Below are 24045 nucleotides of genomic sequence, written 5' to 3' on the forward strand. Positions count from 1 at the left end.
CATTCCCTGTCCCGAGCCCCCAAAATACGTCTATCACGCGTAAATTGAGCATAGTCCAATGCGCCCTTGTCATACCCACCGTCGCAGAGCCTCGTTGGTCAGTTGGAGTTCGGTTTGTTCCGTCCACTCATTGACCTGCGCCTGCAACCTTTCGGAGGACTTTGCATCAGCATCTTCCGCCAACTGGTCGTAAAAACGCTGCGGCACTTCCAGTTCGCGTACATAACGTCGCTCGAGATAATTTTTCCAGAACGGTTGCTGGGCCATCCACACCGGCAGCGATCCAGGCTCGTTAAGTCTTACCTGCTCAGCGGCGCGTGTGACTGAAGCTTCATCCAGGTGCGGGATCGCGGAATGGAGCATGCTTCGCGCGTTGTCAAGCAGGTCCAGCCTCTCGCGCAAGCGGATCGAGTAGGCAAGCACCCACTCGATGGACTCGCTCGCCCAACCAGCAGCCTCAGCCTCGCGCAAAGCGATGAAGTCAAGTTCCCTTTGCCTCCACAACTGCCGCGCCAGTTTCACCAGGACTTGTTCCTTGTTGCCAGAAGGGGCAGCCTGCTCGGCTTCCCACACATAGTATCGAATTTCAAGCTGCTGGAAGACAACCGTGGCATTGTCGGGGCAGTTCTCAACCAGTGCAAAGGGGAAAATTTCATTGGCCAGTGCTGGAGAGTTGTCCACCTTTTCCATCATGGTCAGAACGCGTGAGGCCAGCAATTCCCCATATCGAGGATGGGTGAAGTCTCGCGAGCGCGTGAGCTGTTTCAGCAGTCGCATGAAGTTTGTCACTCCATCCATTTGCTCGATACTGCTCCACAGGATACCCAGAATTTCGCGCCTATCGTCTTGCAGGCGGTTCAGGGGGTCCAGGGGGTGCAGGCGGTCCATCCACATAAACTTTTGAGGAACTGAACTATCCTCCGGAATTTTCCAGGCCGCCTGCGCATCTTCAGCCTGTTGCAGAAGCACAGAATTGCCTGACAGCGCCACGTAGCCGTGTCGCCACAACGTGGACAGGATGAAGTTAGGGGGCAACAGAGAGATGGAATTGTGGGAAGCATCGAGCATGTACAACGTCTGACAATCCGTGATGCCCTCTGGCAGCAATACCAACCCGGCATTGCGCAGACGCAGTTCGGCCAACTGGCTCATCCCCGCCACAGAAAAGGTCATGTTCAAGCGGTTGTCCGAAAGGTTCAGGTAACGTAACCGGCTGCAGAGCCCAAGCGCTCGAGCCTGGGGTTCGTCCAGTGAGATGCGATTGCCGGACAAGTCGAGTATGCGCAGGTCATTGAGCAACGACAGGCTCTCTGGTAGACGTCGCAATTGGTTGTAACTCAGTTCCAGCGAGGTCAGATTGGGGAATGAAAGCAGGAATTGCTCTGGCACTTCTTTCAGCAACAGGCTACGCAGGGAAAGTTCGGTAATATGCGGGAAGCTGAAGAGTGGGCCCAATTCAGGCAATGAGCACAGGTCGCGCGGTTCGTAATGCCACACCAAAGCCGGACGTTCATCTTCAGGTGCAACTAGACCGGGTACCCGTTCCCGCCAGCATTGCATGAGTGCTTTGCGAAACCGCTTGCGCTCGGTTCGTTCGCCGACCAGCAACCCTCGCCGCTCCCAGCTTTTCAGGTGCTCGCTCAAACGGCGGGCCTGCTCTTCGAGCACACCGAGCTGGGTGTCGGTATCATGTCCCAAAACATGCAAGTTGGTCAGCCAGGCTTCGATCTGCTCGTCACTGTACGCTGGGTAAAGGTCGCGCAGACGCGCCTCGAACGCCCGGGGTCGGGACGCAGGCCGGGCAAAGCGTCCCTGGCTGCCGCCCAGCGGGTAGCCGACCCTGCCATCCTCCAGGCGCAGCGGCGCCAGCATCCATGGCTGTCGAGGGTTTTTGCCCAACACCTGAGCGAGTACCCTGCTGTGCCCGGGCATTTGCCGGGCCAACACTGCTCTCAAACCCGGGGCGTAGGGTTCAGTGATACCGAGTGCAGCATGATCGGCCGGGGCAAACGCAGCCGCCAAGGTCTCGAACAGCTCGCCGGGGCCGCGCAGCTCGATGCCTAGCGCATCTTCAAGCTCGAACTGCCCGTTGTCATGCAAAAGCCTGTAGTTCTGCCCGTCGCCAGCAGTAGTCATTACCGGCTGCGGGCTATCACCATCGTACAGCCGCCAGCGCGGCCTGGCCTCCCTGACATCCAGAGTCTCCAGCAGCGTCAGCGCGACCTTGGCCTGGTCCAGGGTCTGGGGCGTCTCGATGAACAGCGCCTCGCAGGCACGCGCAACACGTATGCGCAGTACGCTCAGCCTGGCCCTTTCGACCAGCCGAAACGGCACCGTGCCGCTGACCAGTGCCTGAAACTCCGCACCTTCTGCCGAAAGCTCACCCACAAGCTCGCGCGCCGCTCGGCGATGCAGGCTCGGGAATGCCTTGCGCAAGGTTGCCACCGCCGCATCGTCTGGCTCCTGCTGCCCGTCATACACCTGTTGAAACAGCTGGCGCCGCCTTGCCGAGAGCTGCGCCGCCAATGCTGGCCCGCCCTGCTCGGTGACGCCAGGCAAGGCGCGGGCCTTCGCCAGCAACGGCGCGTCCTCCGGCACCCGCCCAAGCTTCAGATCGTCCAGCAGGGTTTGCAGCCGGCGGTCGATCAGCAGGCGCTCTACGGTATCGACCAGCTCGGCCTCAGGCGGCCGGCCGTACACATGCAGCGCCCGAAGATGGTCTGCATCCAGGGCATGGACGGCCATGGCCTGGTCAATCTGTTCATCATCCAGGCGAGCGAAACGCTCACCAAGGCGACGGAACATCCGGTGCTTGTCTGTCCAGCTGGCCGGTTGCTCGGTCCATAGCCGCCAGGCACCGGCGTCATTGTGACGCAACAAAGGCCCATGACCATCTCGTGGTGCCAGTTGCCACTCTTCATCTGCGCGCTGGACGATTTCATAGTTGTGGCCGTCCATGGTCATCCAGCTTCTGTCCTGGGCACGGTAGATGCCCATTTCATCGGCCACTTCCCCAGCGGGAGGTGCAGCGCTGCGAAACGGCACCAGGTCTCCATTCCAGAGCTTCTCGCTGCCGTCTTCCAGGCGCGCTGGCACCCACTGGTCCAATGCGGCCCAGGCCCGGCTCGCTTCCCGCCATACCACAGCGGTTACTCCGATCACGGCCAGGTCTTTGGTCACGTTGAGTACATGGTCCATTGCGGCGCTGGTATCGCCCTCGCGCCAGTCTTCCACGGCCTGGAACAACTCGCCCAGCAGGTCCCAGACCATTACCGCCAGCAGCAGTGCATTGAGTGCGGGGACAAACACGCCCGCCACGGTGGCCAGTGTCCAACCCTCGGCAACCAACCTTTGTTGATGGGCTTCCTGGGCCTTGCGATCCAGTTCTGACACCGGCGTGGCAATCAGCGCAGCATCGTCCTTGATATGGGCAATGCGCTCGTCGGCAAGGTGGGCGAACAAGGGTAGCGGGTAGTCCCGTATGTGCTGGTCCATTTCCCGGGTTGCCCAATCGGCGACGCTCACCAGGTCCTTGGCAACCCTGGAGAAGAACTGCTGGCTGTCGCGCCGGCGTACGAAGCGTTTGAAGAAATCCTGATAGCGCTTGTCTCGCAGACGCTTGCCCAAGACCTTACGGGTGAAGCTTTCCAGGTCGCGGCTTGCGGTCCAGGGACCGTGGGGGTCATCGGGAATGTAGACAAGGATCTTGCGGCTGACTTTGTCATGAAATAGATCGAGTATCACGATCTGTTGCAAATCGCAGCCGAACGCCTTGAGTTGCCGGGCCACTACTTTCGACTCGTACAACGTGCCAGGTCTGCCGTGCTTGCATAGCTCTAGCACCAGGTCCAGTTCGGCAGCACTCAGGACTCCATCACCTTTAGCCTTGCAGGCATCGATCAGCATGACCGAGCTGTAAAGCTGGGCAAGTGTCGAAGCCATGCTGCGCCAGCCGCTTGCCTGGCTGCTCGGCGCTTTGAGCACGCTGTCCAGGTGCTGTTGATAGCGCTTGCCCAGATCCAGCTGGCGGCACAAGCGTGCGAAGGCTGGTGCGGTTGGTGAGGCGAGCCGTCGCGACAGGCTGTCGACGATACAGTTGTCCTTGTGCTGCTCGTTCCGCCCCTCGCCGGGCGTGAAGTTGTCCAGTGCCGCCTCGATCAGCGGTACGTCGAAATAGTCCTTTTCCAAAACCGGATAGCGCCCCCACACGGTGCCCTGGCTGGGAGCGGTGTAGGTGTACCAGCGCCTGAAATACAGGCCATCGACATTTTCCCTGGTGCCGAATTCTTCCTGCATGGCGTGTTGCAGCAGCGGCTTGACGAAACGGTCGATGCCCTGGATGCGCGCAAGCTCCTTTTCCAGCCACTGTCGACAGTCCAGGCTATCTTTCAACGCCTCGCGCAATGCAGCATGCTGCGATTCATACAGACCGTTGGCCGGGATGTTCTGCTCGGTCGGCGATACGATACGCAGCCGGCGAATCCATCTGGGCAGTCGCTTGACGATGAGGTTGTCCTGATAGGCCTGCTCCATGGCCAGCGTATCGGCGGTTGGCGGTTGTTCCTTGCTGGGTGTAGTCACGATGTTGCGCCTCGGGCTGATCAAAAGGCCCGACACTAGACGCAGGCTTGCCAAGCGATTAGCTAGATAGCTACCACCTCTTCAGAACAGCGCCAGCTGCTGGCCGGTCAACCCTTCGAAACTGTCGCCAACGAAAGGCAGGATGGCATCGGCCACCGGCTGCAGCTGCCGCGTCAGGTAATGCTCGTAGTCCACCGGCGCTTGCAGGTTTTCCAGGGGTTCTGGGCCCGCCAGGGTGATCAGATAGCTGATCCAGCCGCCGCGCTGGTATTGCAACGGGCGGCCAAGGCGGCGGTTGTAGTCATCGGCCAGCCGGGCCGCACGCACGTGCGGCGGCACATTGCGCTGGTAATCGGCTAGCGGCCGGCGCAAACGCTTGCGGTACACCATCAGCTCATTGAGCTCGCCCGCCAGGGTGCGCCGTACATAATCGCGCACATACGCCTGGTAAGGCTCCCCGCGGAATATCCGGCCATAAAGCTCCTGCTGGAACTCCCGGGCCAGCGGCGACCAGTCGGTACGCACCGACTCCAGGCCCTTGTAGACCATCTGCTCGCTGCCATCGGCCCGCTGCACCAGCCCGGCGTAGCGCTTCTTGCTGCCTTCGTCCGTGCCGCGGATGGTGGGCATCAGGAAGCGCCGGTAATGCACCTCGAACTGCAGCTCCAGCGCGCTTTCCAGGTTCATCTGCTCGCGCAGGTGTTCGCGCCACCACTGGTTGACCTGGGCTACCAGCTCGCGGCCGATACGTGCTGCAGCCTCCTCGCCGTGGGCGCCCTTTAGCCAGACGAAGGTGGAGTCGGTATCGCCGTAGATCACCTCGTAGCCCCTGGCTTCGATCAGCGCGCGGGTCTGGCGCATGATCTGGTGCCCGCGCATGGTGATCGACGAAGCCAGGCGCGGGTCGAAGAAGCGGCAGCCGCTCGAGCCCAGCACCCCGTAGAAGGCATTCATGATGATCTTCAGCGCTTGCGACAGCGGCGCGTTGCCCTCGCGCTTGGCTGCTTCCCGGCCCTGCCATACCCGCTCGACGATAGCCGGCAGGCAATGCTCGCTACGGGAAAAACGCCCCCCGCGGAAGCCTTCCACCGAGTGTTCATCGTCGGGCAGGCGCAAGCCTTCGACCAGCCCCACCGGGTCGATCAGGAAGGTACGTATGATCGACGGGTACAGGCTCTTGTAGTCCAGCACCAACACCGAGTCGTACAGGCCCGGGCGCGAATCCATGACGAAGCCACCGGGGCTGGCTTCGTCGGGGCGGCTGCCGAGGTTGGGGGCGACAAAGCCCAGGCGGTGCATCTGCGGGATGTACAAGTGGCAGAACGCGGCCACCGAACCACCGCTGCGGTCCACCGCAAGGCCGGTGACCGAAGACCGCTCCAGCAGGAATTCGAGCAGGCGGGTGTGGGCAAAGATGCGCGTCACCAGCTCGCAATCCTTGAGGTTGTAGCGCGCCAACGCCGGCTTGTCCTCGGCGAAGCGGCGGTTGATTTCATCCATGCGCTGGTACGGCGTGTCGATGGCCTTGCCTTCTCCGAGCAAGGTCTGGGCGACACTTTCGAGGCTGAACGACGGGAAGCTCCAGGTCGCCGAGCGCAGCGCCTCGATGCCGTCGATCAGCAGCCGCCCCGGGGCATCGGCGAACACGTGGCCACCACCGGCATGGCTGCGCAACGTCATCGGCGCGCCATTGCGCCCCAGTGCCAGCGGTACCTGCAGCAGCTTGGCGTGCTCGTGCAGCAGGCGCAGGTCGAACTGGATCAGGTTCCAGCCGATGATTGCATCCGGGTCGTGCTCGGCCATCCACTGGTTGAGGCAGGCCAGTATGCCGGCGCGGTCGGCGCAGTAGTGCAGGTCGAAGTCCAGGCCATCAGCCGTGCCGTTGGCCGGCCCGAGCATGTACACCTGGCGTTGGCCACAGCCTTCCAGGGCAATGCTGTACAACTCGCCCCGCTCGCTGGTCTCGATGTCCAGCGACACCAGGCGCAGCGGCGGGCGATAACCCGGCAGGGGCTTGAGCTGGGCATCGCAGAGCACGCCTTGGGCATCCGGTTGGCCGGTGAACTGCACCGGGGCGGTGATGAAGCGCTCCATCAGGTAGCGCTCGGGCGGGCGAATATCGGCTTCGAACACCTCGATACCGGCCGTGCGCAGGCGTTGCTCCAGCTGCATCAGTTGCCGGTGCTGGCGGCAGTACAGGCCCAGCACCGGGCGCTGGTCAAAGTCCTTCAGCTGCAGCGGCCGCAACTCGACACCGGCTTCGTTGGCCAGCAGCACCCGCGCGTGTGCCTCCTGCGCCTGGGGGATGAATGCCACCGATACCTGCGGCGCCAGGCGCAGCTGCCGTGGCCCCTGGTCGGTGGCCAGCCAGAATTCCACGCAGGTGCCTTCGGGTGTGTCATGCCAATGTCGGGTCAGGACAAAGCCCTGCTGCAACTCCACCGCGTCGACCTCTGAATCGTTTGTTGTGCTGATTGCGGCGATTCTACCGCTGACGCACCGTCGCAGCGCATTTTGTTGGGGGCAGCAGGTGTTTGTCGCAATATTTTCAGCGTCTGCGGGATCGAGCGCCGCCCGCGCGGCGCTTCGCAGCACAAGGCTGCTCCTACATCTGTTTCGGGCCAATTACGCCTGCCCCAATGCACGCGACCGCCTTGTTTGCCCGGCATGATATCGAGGTGGACACCAAGTGGCCGCGCGCCTTTGCCACAGGAATAACTGGCCCGAAACAGATGTAGGAGCAGCCTTGTGCTGCGAAGCGCCGCGCGGGCGGCGCTCGATCCCACAGGCGCTGAATCCCTCAAGACAAACACCCCCGCCACAAACCGCTCCACCGCCGGGCGCTTGCCGGCGGCCGGCCGCATGCTCGAACGCGTATTCAACCGTACAGGTAATTGATGTCCTTGCAGGCCAGCGGTGGCACCTGGCCCAGCAGGAACTCGCGCAGCTTGTGCATCTGCCGCGCCTTGGGGCTGGCCTTGAGCCAGGTCATGTAATAGCCGTCGCCAGTGGCCACCGCGTGCTTGAACGGCGTGACCAGGCGCCCGGCCAACAGGTCGGCGCTGGCCAGCACCAGGTCGACCACCGAAATACCCAGGCCTTGCTGTGCGGCCGAGATGCCCTGGTCGAGGGTATCGAACACTTGCCCGTGGTCGATGCTGATGTCCAGCGCGTCCATGCGAGCCAGCCAGCGCCGCCAGTCTCGTCGGTCAGGGGACGGGTGCAGGAATTCGCACTGGGCCAGGTCGGCAAGGTCCGGTTGTGCCTGGGCCATGTAATCCGGGTGGCACACCGGGATCAGCCATTCATCGAACAGCTTGAAACTCTCGATATCGGCGGGAAAACGCCCGTTGGCCAGGAGGATCGCACAGTCGTAGGGCTCGGAGTAGAAGTCCACGCTGTCGATGTCCATCCACACGCTGGACAGCTGCACGCTGCAGTTGTCCTCGACCTTCTTGAACGCATCCAGCGCCCGCAGCAGCCAGCGCACGGTGAGCGTGGACGGCGCCTTCAGACGCAGGCCGTAGCGGTCCTGGCGCAGCAGGGCGCAGGCATTTTCGATGATCTTGAAGCCAACCTTCAGCTCCTGCGCCAGCAGGCGCCCGTGCTCGGTCAGGGCCAGCTTCGGCCCGCGGCGTTCGAACAGGTCGCAGCCGAACATGGCTTCGAGGGTCTTGATGTGGTGGCTGACGGCGCCCTGGGTCAGGGCCAGCTCTTCCGCGGCACGGGTAAATGAGCCATAGCGAGAGGCCACCTCGAAGGCACGCAGCGCGTGCAAAGCCTGAATCCGTTCCGACATGGCGACGCCCCGAGCATGAGTAAGACTAATAGTAGGTCATAGTTCCACGCGTTTTACAACGCCAAGGACGTCTCGGAAAATGCAGGTAAATAATAAACATAACCAAGATCCTGCCTGCATGTGACTTGAACGTTCATAAAATTTACGCCTGGGGAAATCATGTCGACGGGTTATGGAACTTGCTATCGCCTGGATGCGCTGGAGCTGGCCGCTGAACATGTGCGCAACACGCAACATTGGACCTACAAAGCCGTAGAACATTTTCGCAGTGTCCTCGCCAACCCCGAGTTTCCCTGCCTGTTCGGCCGCAAGGCGGTAAACGGCGCAACCTGCCACATCCTCTTCGCCCGCGCCGGGCAGCTGGCCGATGACATCGCCATGGGCCTGGCCGACTACGTGCGCACCGTCACACCTATCCCACCCAAGCAGCGTATCGGCAGCCCACTGGTGGTGTTTCTCGAAACCGCCGCCGACTACACCCTGGCCGAGCAACAGGCGCTGGCCTGGAAGGTGTTGCGTGGCGTGCACGCGCGCGACCCGCATCCCTGGCCGCAGGGCATCCCGACCGACCCCGACGACAACGCCTGGTCGTTCTGCTTTGCCGGCATGCCGCTGTTCATCAACATGAACTTCCCCGGCCACCAGCAGATGAAAAGCCGCAACCTGGGGCCACACATCACCTTCGTCATCAACCCGCGGGCGAATTTCGACGAAGTGGCCAACGTCAACACCGAAAGCGGCCATCGTATCCGCGAACGCATCCGCGAGCGCGTGCACCACTACAACGACGGCGTCATGCCCGACACCCTTGGCTTCTTCGGCGATGCCGACAACTACGAGTGGAAGCAGTACCAACTGCAGGAGGCAGGGTCGCTCAACCCGTCCCGCTGCCCGTTCCACGCCCATGCCGTACAGCCGGCAACACCCGACATACTGATCGAGACCTGACCGTGAATACCGCACTCACCGCTACCTACGCCCTTACTGTCCTGCTACTGATCGCCACCCCCGGCCCGGTGGTGGCACTGATCGTCAACACCGCGGCCGCCTCCGGCTCACGCAAGGCCATGTTCACGGCTGTCGGCACCAACTGGGCATCACTGGTGCTGATCGGCGCGGCGGCCTGGATCATCCTCACCAGCGCCGCCATCGACAAGGCCTGGCTCAGCGCCATGAGCCTGCTGGGTTGCCTGTTCATCGGCTACATTGCCGTCGGCACGCTGCGGGACGCCCTGCAGGCGCCGGCAGCCGAGGCACCGGGCGAGCTCGCCAAACCTGGCCGCGGCGGGCTGCTGCAAGGTTTCATGGTGGGCATTTCCAACCCGAAGGACATCATTTTCTTCATCGCCTTCTTCCCGCAGTTCATTCAGATCACCGAATCGTTCGGCAAGAGCATGGTGGTGCTGTCGATGCTGTGGGTAGCCATCGATTTTGCCGTGCTCAGCCTGTACATCTTCGCCATCGGAAAGATCGCCTCGCAGCGCAGCAACCGCATGATCAGCCTGGCCTCGGGGGTCGCCCTGCTGCTGATCGCCGCCGGCGGCCTGCTGTACAACGTCAAGGAGCTGGCGGCCTGAACGTGACGCAAGGTGCCCGCTGCAACAGAAGGAGAACCCATGACCGCGACTGACACGACCCCGTCGCCTTCGCCGTTGCAACAGGACTACCAGCGCTTTCTGCTGCTGGGCAGCCGGCGCGCCCCGCACACCGTGCATGTGCACGAAACCGGCTACCGCTCCGGCACCATCAATACCGATGCCCTGGGCCTGCGCTACAGCCATTGCGCCGGCAAGCGCTTTTCGGCAGCCGAGCGCGGTGGTGCGTCACGCATCAACCTGCTGGTCGGCGGCTCCACCGCCCTGGGCATCGGTGCCAGCTCCGACGAACACACGGTGGCCTCGCACCTGTCGATGCTGACTGGCGAAGTCTGGCTGAGCCTGGCTGGCTGCGGGCTCAATGCCAGCCAGGAGCTGCTGATGTTCCTGACCCACCAACACCGCCTTGGCCAGCTCGGCCATGTGGTGGTGCTCAGCGGCCTCAACACCCTGGCCCACGAAGCCCTCTGCGAAGTCCTCGCCAGCCTGAGCGACCCGCGGCACGCCAAGGCCTACCAGGATTTTCTCAACAGTTTCAGCGAAGGCATGCAGCCCACGGCGGCGCCCCGCCGGCAATCGCTGTGGCGGCGCATCGGCCAGGCGTTGGCCACGCCCTCGGTCGCAACACCTGCCACCTGGCCACTGTCACCCCCGGAAAAGCGCCTGGCCCGTGCCGCCGACAGCATTGGCCGGACCTTGCGCCAATGGGACCGGCTGCTGGCAGACAGCCATTCCACCCTCACCTTCATTCTGCAGCCATTGCTGCCCTGGTGCCGGGATAGCCTGCCCGCTGGCGAGCAGGCCATGCTGGACGCGCTGCAGCGGCGACCGGCGAATTTCGACCGGCTGCTGGACGGCGCGTTCGACAGCCAGTTGCACTCGGCCTTCTTCCGTCGCATCAAGAGCCAGGCCGACCCGGTGCCCTGCTATGACATGAACTGCATGCTCAGCAGCTCTCCGGTGTTCGGCGCCGACCTGTTCATCGACCGCCTGCACCTGAACGACCTGGGCAACAATGCCCTGGCCAAGGTCATTACCGCCAAGCTTGGCCTGGCCCAGGAAAAACATGCCCAGCGCAAGGTCACGCCGATCAAGCTCGTCTGACAGTTGCCAGGTGGTCTTCCGGCCAGGCCCCTTGGGTGGCTAGAATAGGCCGTCGTTCCGATCTGCCCGAGGCGCACGCTTGACCGCCATGAACATCGAAGCCATCCATCAGTACCTGGCACCCCATGGGGCTTGCCTGTGAGCCGCATGCTTCGCTTGCCCCCACTGCTGATCGCCCTGATGCCGCTGGCCGCGCACGCGCTGGAAGTGCGCATCGACCCTCATGCCGACCTGCTCTACCGCCAGGCCTTGCCCCTGCTGGAGCAGGCCGACAGCCAGGACGACGGCGCCAGCACGCTGCGCACGGCCATCGGCGGCGACCCGGAGCTCAGCCGCCAGGGCCAGGCCATGGCCCACACCTTGCCGACAGCCGTCGCCTTGCTGAAAAAGTCCGTGGAGCTGGGCCACCCGGTCGCACAGTACCGCCTGGCGCTGTACTACATGACCTACCTGCCCGCCGCGCAAATCCCGGATGCCGCCTGCCCGCTGCTCGAAGCCAGCCTCAGACAGGGCTTTGCCGCACCGGCGCCGGCCATCGCCACCTGGTGCCCGCCTTATAACGTCAGCAGCGAGTACCGTACTGCGCTGGAGGCCATCCCCAACATGGCTACCGTGTATGCGCCCTATTACCCGCAACCGGCCACGCGCCTGGCCTGCAACCGCAACCGGCCACAAGGCCTGGAAATGCAGTGGGGGCGCCAGCGTGACTACCAGGCCGAGGTATACCGCCTGCTCGGCGACCTCGACCCGCAGCACCGCCAGAGCCTGCTGCAGAAGGCCGTGGACACCAACGGCTGCGTGACAGCGCAGCAGCACCTGACCAGCCGTCCGTAACACGTACACGGCTCCCGTGTAGGAGCGGCCTTGTGTCGCGATGGGGCGCGCAGCGGCCCCGGCAATATCTGCGGCGAAGCTGAAATCCTGGGGCCGCTGCGCACCCCATCGCGACACAAGGCCGCTCCTACAAGGGACCGTGCCAGGCATAGCAAGATCGTTCAAGCCATCCCCCGCCCCGTCTGGCATGCTGGCCTGCCAACGTACACGCACTGCAGCCACCATGCCCCACATCGCCCGCCAAGCCTTTCTCCACGGCGCCATCGCCATCCTCCCGTTGTCCCTGGCCGTCGCCCCCTGGGGCCTGCTGGCCGGCTCCATGGCCATCGAGGCCAACCTCAGCGCCTGGGAGGGGCAAGGGCTGTCGGCCATCGTCTTCGCCGGTGCCGCGCAACTGGTGGCGATCGGCATGCTCAAGGGCGGCGCCAACCTGGCGTCGATCCTGCTGACCACCCTGCTGCTGACCTCGCAGCACCTGCTGTATGGCCTGACGATGCGCCCGGTGCTGTCCAGCCAGCCGCTGCGCTGGCGGCTGGGCCTGGGCTTCCTGCTCACCGACGAGTTCTTCGCCCTGACCAGCCAGTACGACCAGCAGCAGTTCAACCGCTGGTACGCCCTGGGCGTGGGCCTGACCTTCTACGTCGCCTGGAACCTGTTCACCCTGGCCGGCATCCTGCTGGGGCAGAACATTCCGCACCTGGACCAGCTCGGCCTGGACTTTTCCATTGTCGCCACCTTCGTCGCCCTGATCGCGCCGCTGGTGCGCAACCTGGCCACGCTGGTGTGCGTGGCGCTGTCGCTGCTCTGTTCGGTGCTGTTCAGCTACTGGCACTGGGAAACCGCCCTGGTGGCCGCAGGCCTGCTGGGCATGAGCGCCGGTTTCGTCTGCCAGAAATTCACCGGAGCCCGCGCATGACCTGGGTCCTGATTCTTGCCATGGGCGCCATCGTGTTCCTCAACCGCTATGCGTTCCTGGAGCCGCGCCTGCCCTTGCGCCTGAGCTCCAACGCCCGGCAGTTCCTCGGCTTTGCCGTGCCGGGCATGCTCACCGCAATCTGCGGCCCGATCATCTTCATGCCCGAGCACCAGTTGAACCTGAGCCTGCTCAACCCCTACCTGCTGGGTTCGCTGGTGGCCATCGCCCTGGTGCTGTTGACCCGCAGCGTGTTGCTGAGCATGCTGGTGAGCATGTTGATCTTCTTCCTCCTGCGCAGCTGGCTGGCATGAGCACGCCCCTGCGCGAGCAGACACACCTCTGGCAGGCGCCGGCACTGGGCGACGTCGAGATGCTGCACGCGCGCTATTTCCAGCAGCGTTTCGCCCCGCATGTGCATGAAGGCTATGTATTCACCGTGATCGAGTCGGGCGCCCAGCGCTTCTGGCATCGCGGCAGCGAGCACCTGGCGCCGGTCGGCAGCATGGTGTTGATCAACCCCGACGAACTGCACACCGGGGCCACCGCCCACGAAGCGGGCTGGCGCTACCGAGGGTTCTACCCGGAACATGAACGGGTAACCGGGGTGCTCGACGAACTGGAACTGGGCCGCCACGGCATGCCCAGCTTCAAGGACAGCGTGATCCACGACCCGGCCCTGGCGCTTGCCTTCAGCCAGTTGCACCAGCTGTCCGAAGCCGGTGCCAGCGCCCTGCAGCAGCAGACCGCCTGGCGCCAGGCGGTGCTGGCCCTGGTGCAACGGCACGGGCAATGCGCCGAACCAGCCGCGCCTGGCCACGAACCGCTGGCAGTGGCCCGCGCCCGTGAGCTGCTGGAAAGCCAACTGGCCGACCCGCCCTCGCTCGAGGCCCTGGCGGCGGCGGTCAACCTGTCGCCATTCCATTTCGCCCGGGTGTTCCGCCAGGCCACCGGCCTGCCGCCACATGCCTGGTTGAAGCAGCGGCGCCTGGCCCGTGCGCGGGAAATGCTCAAGCGTGGCTGGGCTGCCTCGGAGGTGGCGTTCGACCTGGGCTTTGCCGATCAGAGCCATTTGAGCCGGCAGTTCAAGCAGGCCTATGGGGTAACGCCAGGGGCTTATCGCAGCGCCTGCCTGCAGGGCTGAGCTGCGACAGCCGGCCTCAGGCGGGCCGGCCAGCCACTGCTACACTGACAAGGCTGAATGGAGGATCCTGCCATGTCCGAAAGAGAGCTCACCACCCTCCTGTCGCTGATGAACCAGCGCCAGGCCTGCCTGAGCAGTGCCTGCAAGGAGATAGCCGACTGGATCGACCGGCAGGGCGACGTGCCCGCCGCCGGCAAGATCCGCGCAAGTCTCAAGGCCCTGGAGGCCGATGAGGCCCAGGTCCGCAAGACCTTGACCTCGCTGACCCTCGACAGGCCGCTGCCCAAGTTTCGCAGCTGATTGAACCGGGGGCTGCCTGGCAGCCCATCGCGACACAAGGCCGTTCCCACAGGGGATACGCGTTCTCCTGTGGGAGCGGCCTTGTGTCGCGATGGGGCGCAAAGCGCCCCCAAAGGGTTCAGCCTGATCAGTGCTTCATGTGCATGTGATCATGCCCACCGCCCGCCTCCGCGTTGAGCGCACGCACTTCGGCCTGTACGTCCAGGGTTTCCTTGGCCCCCTTGGCATCTTCGATGGTCAGGGTCAGCGGCACTTTCTCGCCTTCCTTCACCTGATTGTTCAGGCCCATCAGCATCACATGCAGGCTGTTCGGGTCGAGAGTTACGGCCTTGCCGGCCGGCAACTCGACCGCCTTGACTTCACGCATGCCCATCACATCACCGTTCATGGTCATCTCGTGCACCTGCACGGTCTTGGCCACAGGCGAAGCCACGCCCACCAGCTTGCTGTCGCTGCTGGCGGTCAGGGTCATGAAGGCACCGGTGGACTGCTGGTGCGGCACGGTCGCCCGCACCCAGGCGTCGCTCACGGTGGTCTGGGCCAGGGCCGGCAGCGCCAGGCCCATCAGGACCAGGGCAGCCAGGCCCTGCTTGATCGGTTGCATCGACATTCAGCAGATCTCCATCAGGGTGACCAGGTCTTCGGCGCATTCCTGGGCGGTCAGGGAATGGCCCAGGCTCAGGCGCAGGGTGCCACGCGTATCGTAGACGTAGCTGGTGGACGAGTGAGAGACGGTATAGGTATCACCGGCCGGGACTTTCTCGTAGAACACCTTGAACTCTTTGGCCACCGCAGCGATTTCCTCGGGGGTGCCGGTCAGCGCGGTGAACGACGGGTCGAACGCCTTCACGTAGGCATCGAGCACCTCGGGGGTGTCGCGCTCCGGGTCCAGGGTAATCAACACCACCTGGAACAGGTCGCGATCGCGGCCGCGCAGCAGCTTGCGGATTTGCGCAGCGCGCGCCAGGGTGGTCGGGCACACGGCCGGGCACTGGGTGAAGCCGAAGAAGATCATCGGCATGCTGCCGTAGAAGCTCGACAGGGTGCGCACATTGCCTTGGGTGTCCTTGAGGCTGAACTTGCGCCCAAGGATTTCGTTGCTCATGTTCTTGCCGTACTTGAACTCGAGCCCCCGGGCCGGGCTGCAGCCTGCGAGCAGGCCAAGCCCGAGAACGCCCATCCCGGCGACAACTGCGCGCCGGGTATATAGATCATTCATGAAACCATCCTTTACAGGGAAGGTGCCGGCCCTCGGGACGGGCCGGTCGAAAAACCGGGGCATTCTGGCACGACACCCCGAGGGGTTCTACCCGACGAAGGCAAGGATTGGCTGCAGCCCTTTGAATACGGGCTGCGGCCTGTTGTCGCAGGGGTTGAAACGGTAACACTTTGTTGCTAAGGCCTGACCAGATTGTGCGGTCGTTGTGGGAGCGGCCTTGCGTCGCGAAAGGGCTGCGCAGCAGCCCCCGGGATATTGGCGGCGAAGCTGATATTGCTGGGGCCGCTTCGCGGCCCTTTCGCGACGCAAGGCCGCTCCCACACGCAACAGACCGCGCCTGCCTCTACATCAGTAGTAGGCGTTCTCTTTCTGACTGTGGTCAGTCACGTCACGCACGCCCTTCAGCTCGGGAATACGCTCGAGCAGGGTGCGCTCGATGCCTTCCTTCAGGGTCACGTCGGCCTGGCCACAACCCTGGCAACCACCACCGAACTGCAGCACGGCAATGCCGTCGTCGACCACATCCACCAGGCTCACCTGGCCGCCGTGGCTGGCCAGGCCGGGGTTGATCTCGGTCTGCAGGTAGTAGTTGATGCGCTCGTTGATCGGGCTGTCTTCGTTGACCATCGGCACCTTGGCGTTCGGCGCCTTGATGGTCAGCTGGCCACCCATGCGGTCGGTGGCATAGTCGACCAGTGCGTCTTCCAGGAACGGCACGCTGACCGCGTCCAGGTAAGCGGTGAAGCTCTTCAGGCCCACGGCGGTGTCGTCAGGCTTCTCTTCGCCCGGCTTGCAGTAGGCGATGCAGGTTTCGGCGTACTGGGTGCCCGGCTGGGTGATGAAAATGCGAATGCCGATGCCAGGCGTGTTCTGCTTGGAGAGCAGATCGGCCAGGTAGTCATGGGCGGCGTCGGTAATGGTTATAGCGCTCATGTAGGTTCCTCACAGACTTGCGGCCAAGTGTACGCCAACCCGGCCTTCGAACAAAGTCCTAGTATTTGACTCGGGAAAGCGCATATTCAGGGGCCTGCCCCCGTGGCGCCGCCAGCCAGGCCTGCATGCGCCGGTACAGGCCGCGCTCCAGCCACTGGTAGCTGAACCACGACATTAGTCCAATGGACGGCACGCACAGGGCGAACACCAAGTACGGGTTCAACTGCAGGCGCTGGCTGGCGAACCAGCCTGCGTACAGCACCAGCACATGGACCAGGTACACCGAATACGAACAGTCGCCCAGCGCCTTGAGCAGCCGGTTGCCGCGGAACACCGGTTCCAGGGCGACGAAGGCCAGCACGATCATTGCGCTCGGCACGCCCCAGTGCAGCAAGCGCCGGGAAGCGTCCAGGTGGTAGATGGCAAGGCTTGCAACCGCCAGCAACGCCAACGGCAGCCAGCGGCCCTGGTGGATCAGCCCGCGACGGTGCAACACGCCCAGGCCGATGCCGAGCAGGAATTCGTAGATGATGTCGTTGTTGTAGAAGCGGCTGAGCACGCCCAGCCGGCCCAGTATCTCGCTGGCCAGCAGCAGCGCGGCGGTGACCAGCAACTGGTGATGACGCTGGCGCACCAGGAAGGCCAGGCCGAACAGCAGGTAGAAGAACATCTCGAAGTTCAGCGTCCAGCCCACGTTCAGGGTCGGGTACAAGCCGTAGCCACCGGGGTTTTCCGCCGGAATGAACAGCAGCGACAGCAGCAGGTGGTGCCAGGTGAATGCCTGGTGCGGCATCCATTGACTGAAGGCCAGCAGCAGGGTTGCCATCAGCGCCGTGTAGAACCAGTAGGCCGGGACAATACGCAGCGCCCGGTTGAGCAGGAACTGGCGGGGCTCGATGGCCTTGTCGCAAGTCGACAGGTAGATGACCAGCCCGCTGATGACGAAGAAGATGTCGACGCCTGCGGCGCCGCGGTCGGTGAGCAGTTGGCCGATGGGGCCGGAGGCTTGGAAGTCGAAGAAAATCTGCATGAAATGGTGGCAGACCACCACCCAGGCGGCGAACGCCCGCAGTGCTTGAAGCGAATACAGCATGGAGAACCCTGCAATTGCCGGTGCATTGAGGCCCAGGCTCGAATGCAGGGGCGAGCGCTACGCGCTCGTTCGCGGGTAAACCCGCTCCCACAGGGTTAACGCTGACCTCGAGAGCGGTGCCATACCTGTGGGAGCGGGTTTACCCGCGAAGGGCTGCAAAGCAGCCCCCTTGCAATCGATCAGGACCACCCAGCAAGTCCGACCGCAGGGTAATCGGAAAGGTCAGCCCAACCGATCAGAGGTTCTCGTAGCGGTTCATGTCCAGCACGCCCGCCTCGACCGGTTCGGTCTCCTTGATGAAGCTGTTCAGGTCATGGAAGTAGCGCCAGAACTCTGGGTGACTGCGACGCACACCCCAACGCATGACGATGCGCTCGAACCTGGCCGGGTCATCTTTCGCATACTCCATGTCCTCGACGAACTCCGGCACATCCTTGGTCGGGATGTTGAAGATGAAGTTGGGGTAGCTGCTGAGCACACCCGGGTACAGCGTCAGAGTATCCAGCCCCGGCTGGTAGCGGTACGCCTCACCCAGCAGGAACGCCACGTTGCTGTGCGCGCGGTTGCGCAGCAGGCTGTACACCTGGCGCTGGCCGCCCTGCCCTTCGATGCGCAGCATGGTCGCTTCGGGCAGCTGGTTGATCACCTTCAACCCGGCAGCCGGGCGCGACACCAGGCGGCTGAGCGACTGCTCGGCATTGCGGAACTCTTCGCTCACCTGCGGCCGCGAGCAGAACGCGCCCTGGCAGCGGTTGATCGGGTCAGGCGCGGCATTCAGGCTGCCGGTACGCTGCAACAGCTTCAGGCCGAAGTCGCGCTTGGGGTTGCGCGGGTCGAGCTGGATGCCGCTCGGGGTGTCGGTGTCGATGTCTTCATAATCCATCCACATCTTCACCTTGCCGCTGTTCTGGTACCAGTCGCCGAGGATCGCCTTGCGCTGGTCGGCCGGCATCAGGCGCAGGAAGTTGACCTCGGCGCCGTTGCGAATCAGGTCGAAGTACAGGCGCGTCTGCAACTGGTGCGAGACGTTGCCGAACACATCGAAGTTGACCGCCAGCTGGTAATAGGTGCGCTCGAACAACGGGTAGTCGAACAGCCACACGGTCAGCGGCACATCACCGATCAGGCCCTTGGTCACCGAGGCGCTGTCGAAGTGGCGGAAAATGCTCAGCAACGCATTGTCGTTACCGGCCCACAGCGTCGCCCAGCCCGGCGCCGGCATGTCGGCATAGGCTTCGCGGCGCAGTTTTTCGTACTCGTTGCGCTTGTCACGGTAGGCGTGCCACAGGCTCAGCACGCTGCCCACGTCATCGATCTGCCCAGGCATGGCCAGCAGCGGCGTGGCCTCGCCACGGTACTTGGCATCGGTGATGTAGCGGTCGTGGGCCGGCTCCTGGAACAACGCCCAGAAGTTGTCGCGGATCACGTCGGTGGCAATCTGCCCACGGCATACCGGGCCACGGATGAAGGTGCGCACGAAGTACTCGGCGTTATCCAGCATGAACTGGTAGCGCGCCACGGCCGGGATCGCTTCGAAGGTTTCGAACGGGTTGGCCCGGTGGCGCGGGCCGTAGCCTGGCAGCGCGGTGGCATGCCAGTCGCCGGCGTAGAACAGTTGCTTGACCCGCTTGAGCTTCTGCGGCCCCATCGGGTAGGTGATGTGCGTCTTGTGCACGATCACGCCCTGCACCGGGATCAACCGGTAGTAGAAGTCGGTGCCCGGCGGGTCGTTGGGGCGGCGCGTGGCGATCAGGTCGACCGGCTGGCCGCTCGGTGTACGCGAACGTACCCACTGGAAGAAGTGGCCCTGCTCGCCACCGACGAAATAGATGTGCGCCAGGAACAGGTGCTCGTACAGCCAGCGGCCGACCAGCGCCTCGGTGGAACCCGGGCGGTTGAGCAGCTCTTCCCAGTCGGCAATCTGCTTGGCTTCGGCCGCACTTGGCTTGATCGGCTGGTACTCGACCGGCGCACCGGCGGCCAGCCAGCGGCGCATGGTGTCGTATTCCTTGTCGGTCAGGCCGGTCACCGCCAGTGGCATGCCTTCCTTGGGGTGGGCGCCGGCATAGGCATCGAACTCATGCGGCAACGGGCACATGTTGTTGCGGTTCAGGCCCAGGACGATTTCCTCGGGCAGCTTGGCGTTGGGCGTGAGCGGGGTCTTGTGCCCCAGCTCAAGCATGCGCGCCATCAGCGCGGCCTGGCTGCCCTGGTTGTCGAGCACGGAGTAGAAGCCCTTCTTGCGCCACTCGCCCTCGCTGTGGGCGTCGTAGAACAGCCGCGTGGTGGGCACTGCCTTGCTGCGCTCGCCCTGGTACACCGGAACCTTGGTGGCGCCGCGCACCGCGCCTTCGGGGCTTTCCAGCTTCAGCTGGCAGGCGGCGTCGTTGCAGGCGTGGCAGGCCACGCATTTCTCGGTGAAGATCGGTTGAATGTCCCGGGTGTAGGAAATAGCCGGGCTCGACTGGGGGGCTTGCCCGAACGCCACACTGCTGATGAGCAGGGCGAAAACGCCGGCAAGAATACGATGCACCATGTGCGGAAAGTCCTGGGTATTGAAAGCCATCACGATTTGTTGCCTGGTCGTCCTTGGGTGCCCTGCTTCGCCGACGCCCGCCCAACATGAGCCATTTTCATGCAAATGGGCGATGCGCCTAAAAACCGCGCAGCTTTGTTATGATTCTGCACCTTCTGAAATTTGCCCGACCAGGTAGTTCCTATGTCCGACCGCAGCGCTCGTCTCCAAGCACTCCAGAACGCACTCAAAGAGCGCATCCTGATCCTCGACGGCGGCATGGGTACTATGATCCAAAGCTACCGGCTCGAGGAACACGACTATCGTGGCACGCGTTTCGCCGATTGGCCAAGCGATGTCAAGGGTAACAACGACCTGTTGCTGCTCAGCCGCCCGGATGTGATCGCCGCCATCGAAAAGGCCTACCTGGATGCCGGCGCCGATATCCTCGAAACCAACACCTTCAACGCCACGCAGATTTCCCAGGCCGACTACGGCATGGAGTCGCTGGTCTACGAGCTGAACGTCGAGGGCGCGCGCATCGCCCGCCAGGTGGCCGATGCCAAGACCCTGGAAACCCCGCACAAGCCGCGCTTCGTCGCCGGCGTGCTCGGCCCTACCAGCCGCACCTGCTCGATTTCCCCGGACGTCAACGACCCCGGCTACCGCAACGTCACCTTCGACGAGCTGGTAACGAACTACATCGAGGCCACCCGCGGCCTGATCGAGGGCGGCGCCGACCTGCTGCTGATCGAGACCATCTTCGACACCCTCAACGCCAAGGCGGCGATCTTCGCCGTGCAGCAGGTGTTCGAGGAAGACGGCATCGAACTGCCGATCATGATCTCCGGCACCATCACCGACGCCTCGGGCCGTACCCTGTCGGGCCAGACCACCGAAGCGTTCTGGAACTCGGTACGCCACGCCAAGCCGATTTCGGTGGGCCTGAACTGCGCCCTCGGCGCCAAGGACCTGCGCCCGTACCTGGAAGAGCTGGCGACCAAGGCCGACACCCATGTCTCGGCCCACCCCAACGCCGGCCTGCCGAACGCCTTCGGTGAATACGACGAAACCCCGGCGGAAATGGCCGTGGTGGTCGAGGAGTTCGCCGCCAGCGGCTTCCTCAACATCATCGGCGGCTGCTGCGGCACCACCCCTGGCCACATCCAGGCCATCGCCGAGGCCGTGGCCAAGTACAAGCCGCGCGAGATTCCGGAAATCGCCAAGGCCTGCCGCCTGTCGGGCCTGGAGCCGTTCACCATCGACCGCCAGTCGCTGTTCGTCAACGTCGGCGAGCGCACCAACATCACCGGCTCCGCCAAGTTCGCCCGGCTGATCCGTGAAGAGAACTACACCGAAGCCCTGGAAGTCGCCCTGCAGCAGGTCGAGGCCGGCGCCCAGGTGATCGACATCAACATGGACGAAGGGATGCTCGACTCCCAGGCCGCCATGGTCCGCTTCCTCAACCTGATCGCCGGCGAGCCGGACATCTCGCGCGTGCCGATCATGATCGACTCGTCCAAGTGGGAAGTGATCGAAGCGGGCCTCAAGTGCATCCAGGGCAAGGGCATCGTCAACTCCATTTCCATGAAGGAAGGCGTCGAGCAGTTCAAGCACCACGCCCGCCTGTGCAAGCGCTATGGCGCTGCCGTGGTGGTGATGGCCTTCGACGAAGTCGGCCAGGCCGACACTGCCGCGCGCAAGAAGGAAATCTGCCAGCGCAGCTACGACATCCTGGTCAATGATGTGGGCTTCCCGCCGGAAGACATCATCTTCGACCCGAACATCTTCGCCGTCGCCACCGGCATCGAGGAGCACAACAACTACGCCGTCGATTTCATCGAGGCCTGTGCCTACATCCGCGACCACCTGCCGCACGCCCTGAGTTCGGGCGGTGTGTCCAACGTGTCGTTCTCGTTCCGTGGCAACAACCCGGTGCGTGAAGCCATCCACTCGGTGTTCCTGTACCACGCGATCCAGAACGGCCTGACCATGGGTATCGTCAACGCCGGCCAGCTGGAGATCTATGACGAGATCCCGGCTGCCCTGCGTGAAAAGGTCGAGGACGTGGTGCTCAACCGTACCCCGCATGGCACCGACGCACTGCTGGCCATCGCCGACGACTACAAGGGCGGCGGCGCAACCAAGGAAGTGGAAAACGAAGAGTGGCGCTCGCTGCCGGTGGAAAAACGCCTGGAGCACGCGCTGGTCAAGGGCATCACCGCGTTCATCGTCGAAGACACCGAGGAATGCCGCCAGCAGTGCGCCCGCCCGATCGAAGTGATCGAAGGCCCGCTGATGAATGGCATGAACGTGGTCGGCGACCTGTTCGGCGCGGGCAAGATGTTCCTGCCCCAAGTAGTCAAGTCGGCCCGCGTGATGAAACAGGCGGTAGCCCACCTGATCCCGTTCATCGAAGCCGAGAAAGGCGACAAGCCGGAAGCCAAGGGCAAGATCCTGATGGCCACGGTAAAAGGCGACGTGCACGACATCGGCAAGAACATCGTCGGCGTGGTGCTGGGCTGCAACGGCTATGACATCGTCGACCTCGGCGTGATGGTGCCGGCCGAGAAGATCCTGCAAACCGCCCGCGACGAGAAGTGCGACATCATCGGCCTGTCCGGCCTGATCACACCGTCGCTGGACGAAATGGTCCACGTCGCCCGCGAAATGCAGCGCCAGGGCTTCCAGTTGCCGCTGATGATCGGCGGCGCCACCACCTCCAAGGCGCATACCGCGGTCAAGATCGAGCCCAAGTACAGCAACGACGCCGTGGTCTACGTCACCGACGCTTCGCGCGCGGTGGGCGTTGCCACCCAGTTGCTGTCCAAGGAGCTGAAAGCCGGCTTCGTCGAGAAGACCCGCCAGGAATACGAAGAAGTACGCGAGCGCACCGCCAACCGCAGTGCCCGTACCGAGCGCCTGAGCTATGCCCAGGCTATCGCCGCCAAGCCGCAGTACGACTGGGCTGGCTACCAGCCAGCGGTGCCCTCCTTCACCGGCGTCAAGGTGCTGGAAGACATCGACCTGCGCACCCTGGCCGAGTACATCGACTGGACCCCGTTCTTCATCTCCTGGGACCTGGCCGGCAAGTTCCCGCGCATCCTCACCGACGAAGTGGTCGGCGAGGCGGCCACGGCGCTGTACAAGGATGCCCGCGAGATGCTCGACAAGCTGATCGACGAAAAACTGATCAGCGCCCGCGCGGTGTTCGGCTTCTGGCCGGCCAACCAGGTGGCCGATGACGATATCGAGGTGTACGGCGAGGACGGCCAGGCCCTGGCTACCCTGCACCACCTGCGCCAGCAGACCATCAAGCCGGACGGCAAGCCCAACTGGTCGCTGGCCGACTTCGTCGCGCCGAAGGCCAGTGGCGTTACCGACTATGTGGGCGGTTTCATCACCACCGCCGGCATCGGTGCCGAGGAAGTGGCCAAGGCCTACCAGGACAAGGGCGACGACTACAGCTCGATCATGGTCAAGGCCCTGGCCGACCGCCTGGCCGAGGCCTGTGCCGAATGGCTGCACGAGCAGGTGCGTAAAGAGCACTGGGGTTATGCCCGCGACGAACACCTGGACAACGAGGCGCTGATCAAGGAGCAGTACCGCGGCATTCGCCCGGCCCCCGGCTACCCGGCCTGCCCGGACCACACCGAGAAGGAAACCCTGTTCCGCCTGCTTGATGGCACTGCCATCGGCGAGACCGGGCCGAGCGGCGTGTTCCTCACCGACCACTTCGCGATGTTCCCGGCGGCGGCGGTCAGCGGCTGGTACTTTGCCCACCCGCAGGCGCAGTACTTTGCCGTGGGCAAGGTCGACAAGGACCAGATCGAGCGCTACAGCGCGCGCAAGGGCCAGGATGTGAGTGTCAGCGAGCGCTGGTTGGCGCCTAACCTGGGTTACGACAGCTAAGACCCTTGGGGCCGCTTTGCGGCCCATCGCGACACAAGGCCGCTCCTATGTATGGACTCGCCCACACTGTCTAGCTGCTTTTGAACATAGGAACCCGGTTGCA

17 protein-coding genes are annotated in these 24045 nt (G+C 63.7%); 9 read left to right on the plus strand and 8 right to left on the minus strand.

Annotated elements, in window-relative coordinates; genetic code table 11:
* Window positions 1-69: 69 nt before the first annotated feature.
* The 3 genes from ACGLHT_RS16610 to ACGLHT_RS16620 all read right to left on the minus strand — a co-directional run bounded on the left by ACGLHT_RS16610 (window position 70) and on the right by ACGLHT_RS16620 (window position 8380).
* Window positions 70-4581, minus strand: a complete 4512-nt coding sequence (locus ACGLHT_RS16610; protein ID WP_274120222.1) for an NEL-type E3 ubiquitin ligase domain-containing protein — start codon at window positions 4579-4581, stop codon at window positions 70-72.
* A gap of 81 nt (window positions 4582-4662) precedes the next feature.
* Window positions 4663-7023, minus strand: a complete 2361-nt coding sequence (locus tag ACGLHT_RS16615; protein WP_274120221.1) for a DNA polymerase II — start codon at window positions 7021-7023, stop codon at window positions 4663-4665.
* A gap of 436 nt (window positions 7024-7459) precedes the next feature.
* A complete protein-coding gene (locus ACGLHT_RS16620) occupies window positions 7460-8380 on the minus strand; it encodes a LysR substrate-binding domain-containing protein (protein WP_075044647.1) in 921 nt (306 codons plus the stop codon).
* Window positions 8381-8539: 159 nt separating this feature from the next.
* On the opposite strand from ACGLHT_RS16620, the gene ACGLHT_RS16625 reads away from it, so the two are divergent.
* From ACGLHT_RS16625 to ACGLHT_RS16660, 8 genes are all read left to right on the plus strand, one after another.
* A complete protein-coding gene (locus ACGLHT_RS16625; RefSeq protein ID WP_137163499.1) occupies window positions 8540-9328 on the plus strand; it encodes a YqcI/YcgG family protein in 789 nt (262 codons plus the stop codon).
* A 2-nt stretch (window positions 9329-9330) separates the two neighbouring features.
* Window positions 9331-9957: a LysE family translocator gene (locus ACGLHT_RS16630; protein ID WP_025338491.1), complete on the plus strand. Its 627-nt coding sequence runs from the start codon at window positions 9331-9333 to the stop codon at window positions 9955-9957.
* 39 nt (window positions 9958-9996) lie between these two features.
* Window positions 9997-11079, plus strand: a complete 1083-nt coding sequence (locus ACGLHT_RS16635; RefSeq protein ID WP_085663179.1) for a hypothetical protein — start codon at window positions 9997-9999, stop codon at window positions 11077-11079.
* Between the two features lie 138 nt (window positions 11080-11217).
* A complete protein-coding gene (locus tag ACGLHT_RS16640) occupies window positions 11218-11913 on the plus strand; it encodes a sel1 repeat family protein (protein WP_075044645.1) in 696 nt (231 codons plus the stop codon).
* 223 nt (window positions 11914-12136) lie between these two features.
* Window positions 12137-12829, plus strand: a complete 693-nt coding sequence (locus ACGLHT_RS16645; protein WP_137163496.1) for an AzlC family ABC transporter permease — start codon at window positions 12137-12139, stop codon at window positions 12827-12829.
* Window positions 12826-13140 carry an AzlD domain-containing protein gene (locus tag ACGLHT_RS16650; protein ID WP_046615691.1) on the plus strand — a complete coding sequence of 105 codons (315 nt, stop codon included), beginning with the start codon at window positions 12826-12828 and terminating at the stop codon, window positions 13138-13140. The genes ACGLHT_RS16645 and ACGLHT_RS16650 overlap by 4 nt, the downstream gene beginning before the upstream one ends.
* Window positions 13137-13970 carry an AraC family transcriptional regulator gene (locus ACGLHT_RS16655; protein WP_025338486.1) on the plus strand — a complete coding sequence of 278 codons (834 nt, stop codon included), beginning with the start codon at window positions 13137-13139 and terminating at the stop codon, window positions 13968-13970. The genes ACGLHT_RS16650 and ACGLHT_RS16655 overlap by 4 nt, the downstream gene beginning before the upstream one ends.
* Before the next feature lie 72 nt (window positions 13971-14042).
* Window positions 14043-14270, plus strand: coding sequence for a hypothetical protein (locus tag ACGLHT_RS16660; RefSeq protein ID WP_003260451.1), 228 nt, complete (start codon window positions 14043-14045; stop codon window positions 14268-14270).
* 127 nt (window positions 14271-14397) lie between these two features.
* Here the strand turns inward: ACGLHT_RS16660 and ACGLHT_RS16665 are convergent, their stop codons facing one another.
* The 5 genes from ACGLHT_RS16665 to ACGLHT_RS16685 all read right to left on the minus strand — a co-directional run bounded on the left by ACGLHT_RS16665 (window position 14398) and on the right by ACGLHT_RS16685 (window position 20051).
* Window positions 14398-14880, minus strand: a complete 483-nt coding sequence (locus tag ACGLHT_RS16665; protein WP_085592211.1) for a copper chaperone PCu(A)C — start codon at window positions 14878-14880, stop codon at window positions 14398-14400.
* Window positions 14881-15489 (minus strand): SCO family protein, encoded by a 609-nt coding sequence (locus tag ACGLHT_RS16670; RefSeq protein WP_024086651.1) that lies wholly within the window; start codon window positions 15487-15489, stop codon window positions 14881-14883.
* A gap of 348 nt (window positions 15490-15837) precedes the next feature.
* The gene (nfuA, locus tag ACGLHT_RS16675; RefSeq protein WP_003250416.1) at window positions 15838-16422 is read right to left on the minus strand and encodes a Fe-S biogenesis protein NfuA; all 585 of its coding nucleotides are present in this window, start codon (window positions 16420-16422) and stop codon (window positions 15838-15840) included.
* A 58-nt stretch (window positions 16423-16480) separates the two neighbouring features.
* Window positions 16481-17515 carry an acyltransferase gene (locus tag ACGLHT_RS16680; RefSeq protein WP_137163495.1) on the minus strand — a complete coding sequence of 345 codons (1035 nt, stop codon included), beginning with the start codon at window positions 17513-17515 and terminating at the stop codon, window positions 16481-16483.
* Window positions 17516-17750: 235 nt separating this feature from the next.
* Window positions 17751-20051 (minus strand): fatty acid cis/trans isomerase, encoded by a 2301-nt coding sequence (locus ACGLHT_RS16685; protein ID WP_025338484.1) that lies wholly within the window; start codon window positions 20049-20051, stop codon window positions 17751-17753.
* A 183-nt stretch (window positions 20052-20234) separates the two neighbouring features.
* On the opposite strand from ACGLHT_RS16685, the gene metH reads away from it, so the two are divergent.
* A complete protein-coding gene (gene metH, locus ACGLHT_RS16690; RefSeq protein ID WP_137163494.1) occupies window positions 20235-23942 on the plus strand; it encodes a methionine synthase in 3708 nt (1235 codons plus the stop codon).
* The last annotated feature ends 103 nt before the right edge of the window (window positions 23943-24045 follow it).

Source organism: Pseudomonas sp. PsB (assembly GCF_043658375.1).
Lineage (GTDB): Bacteria > Pseudomonadota > Gammaproteobacteria > Pseudomonadales > Pseudomonadaceae > Aquipseudomonas > Aquipseudomonas putida_Z.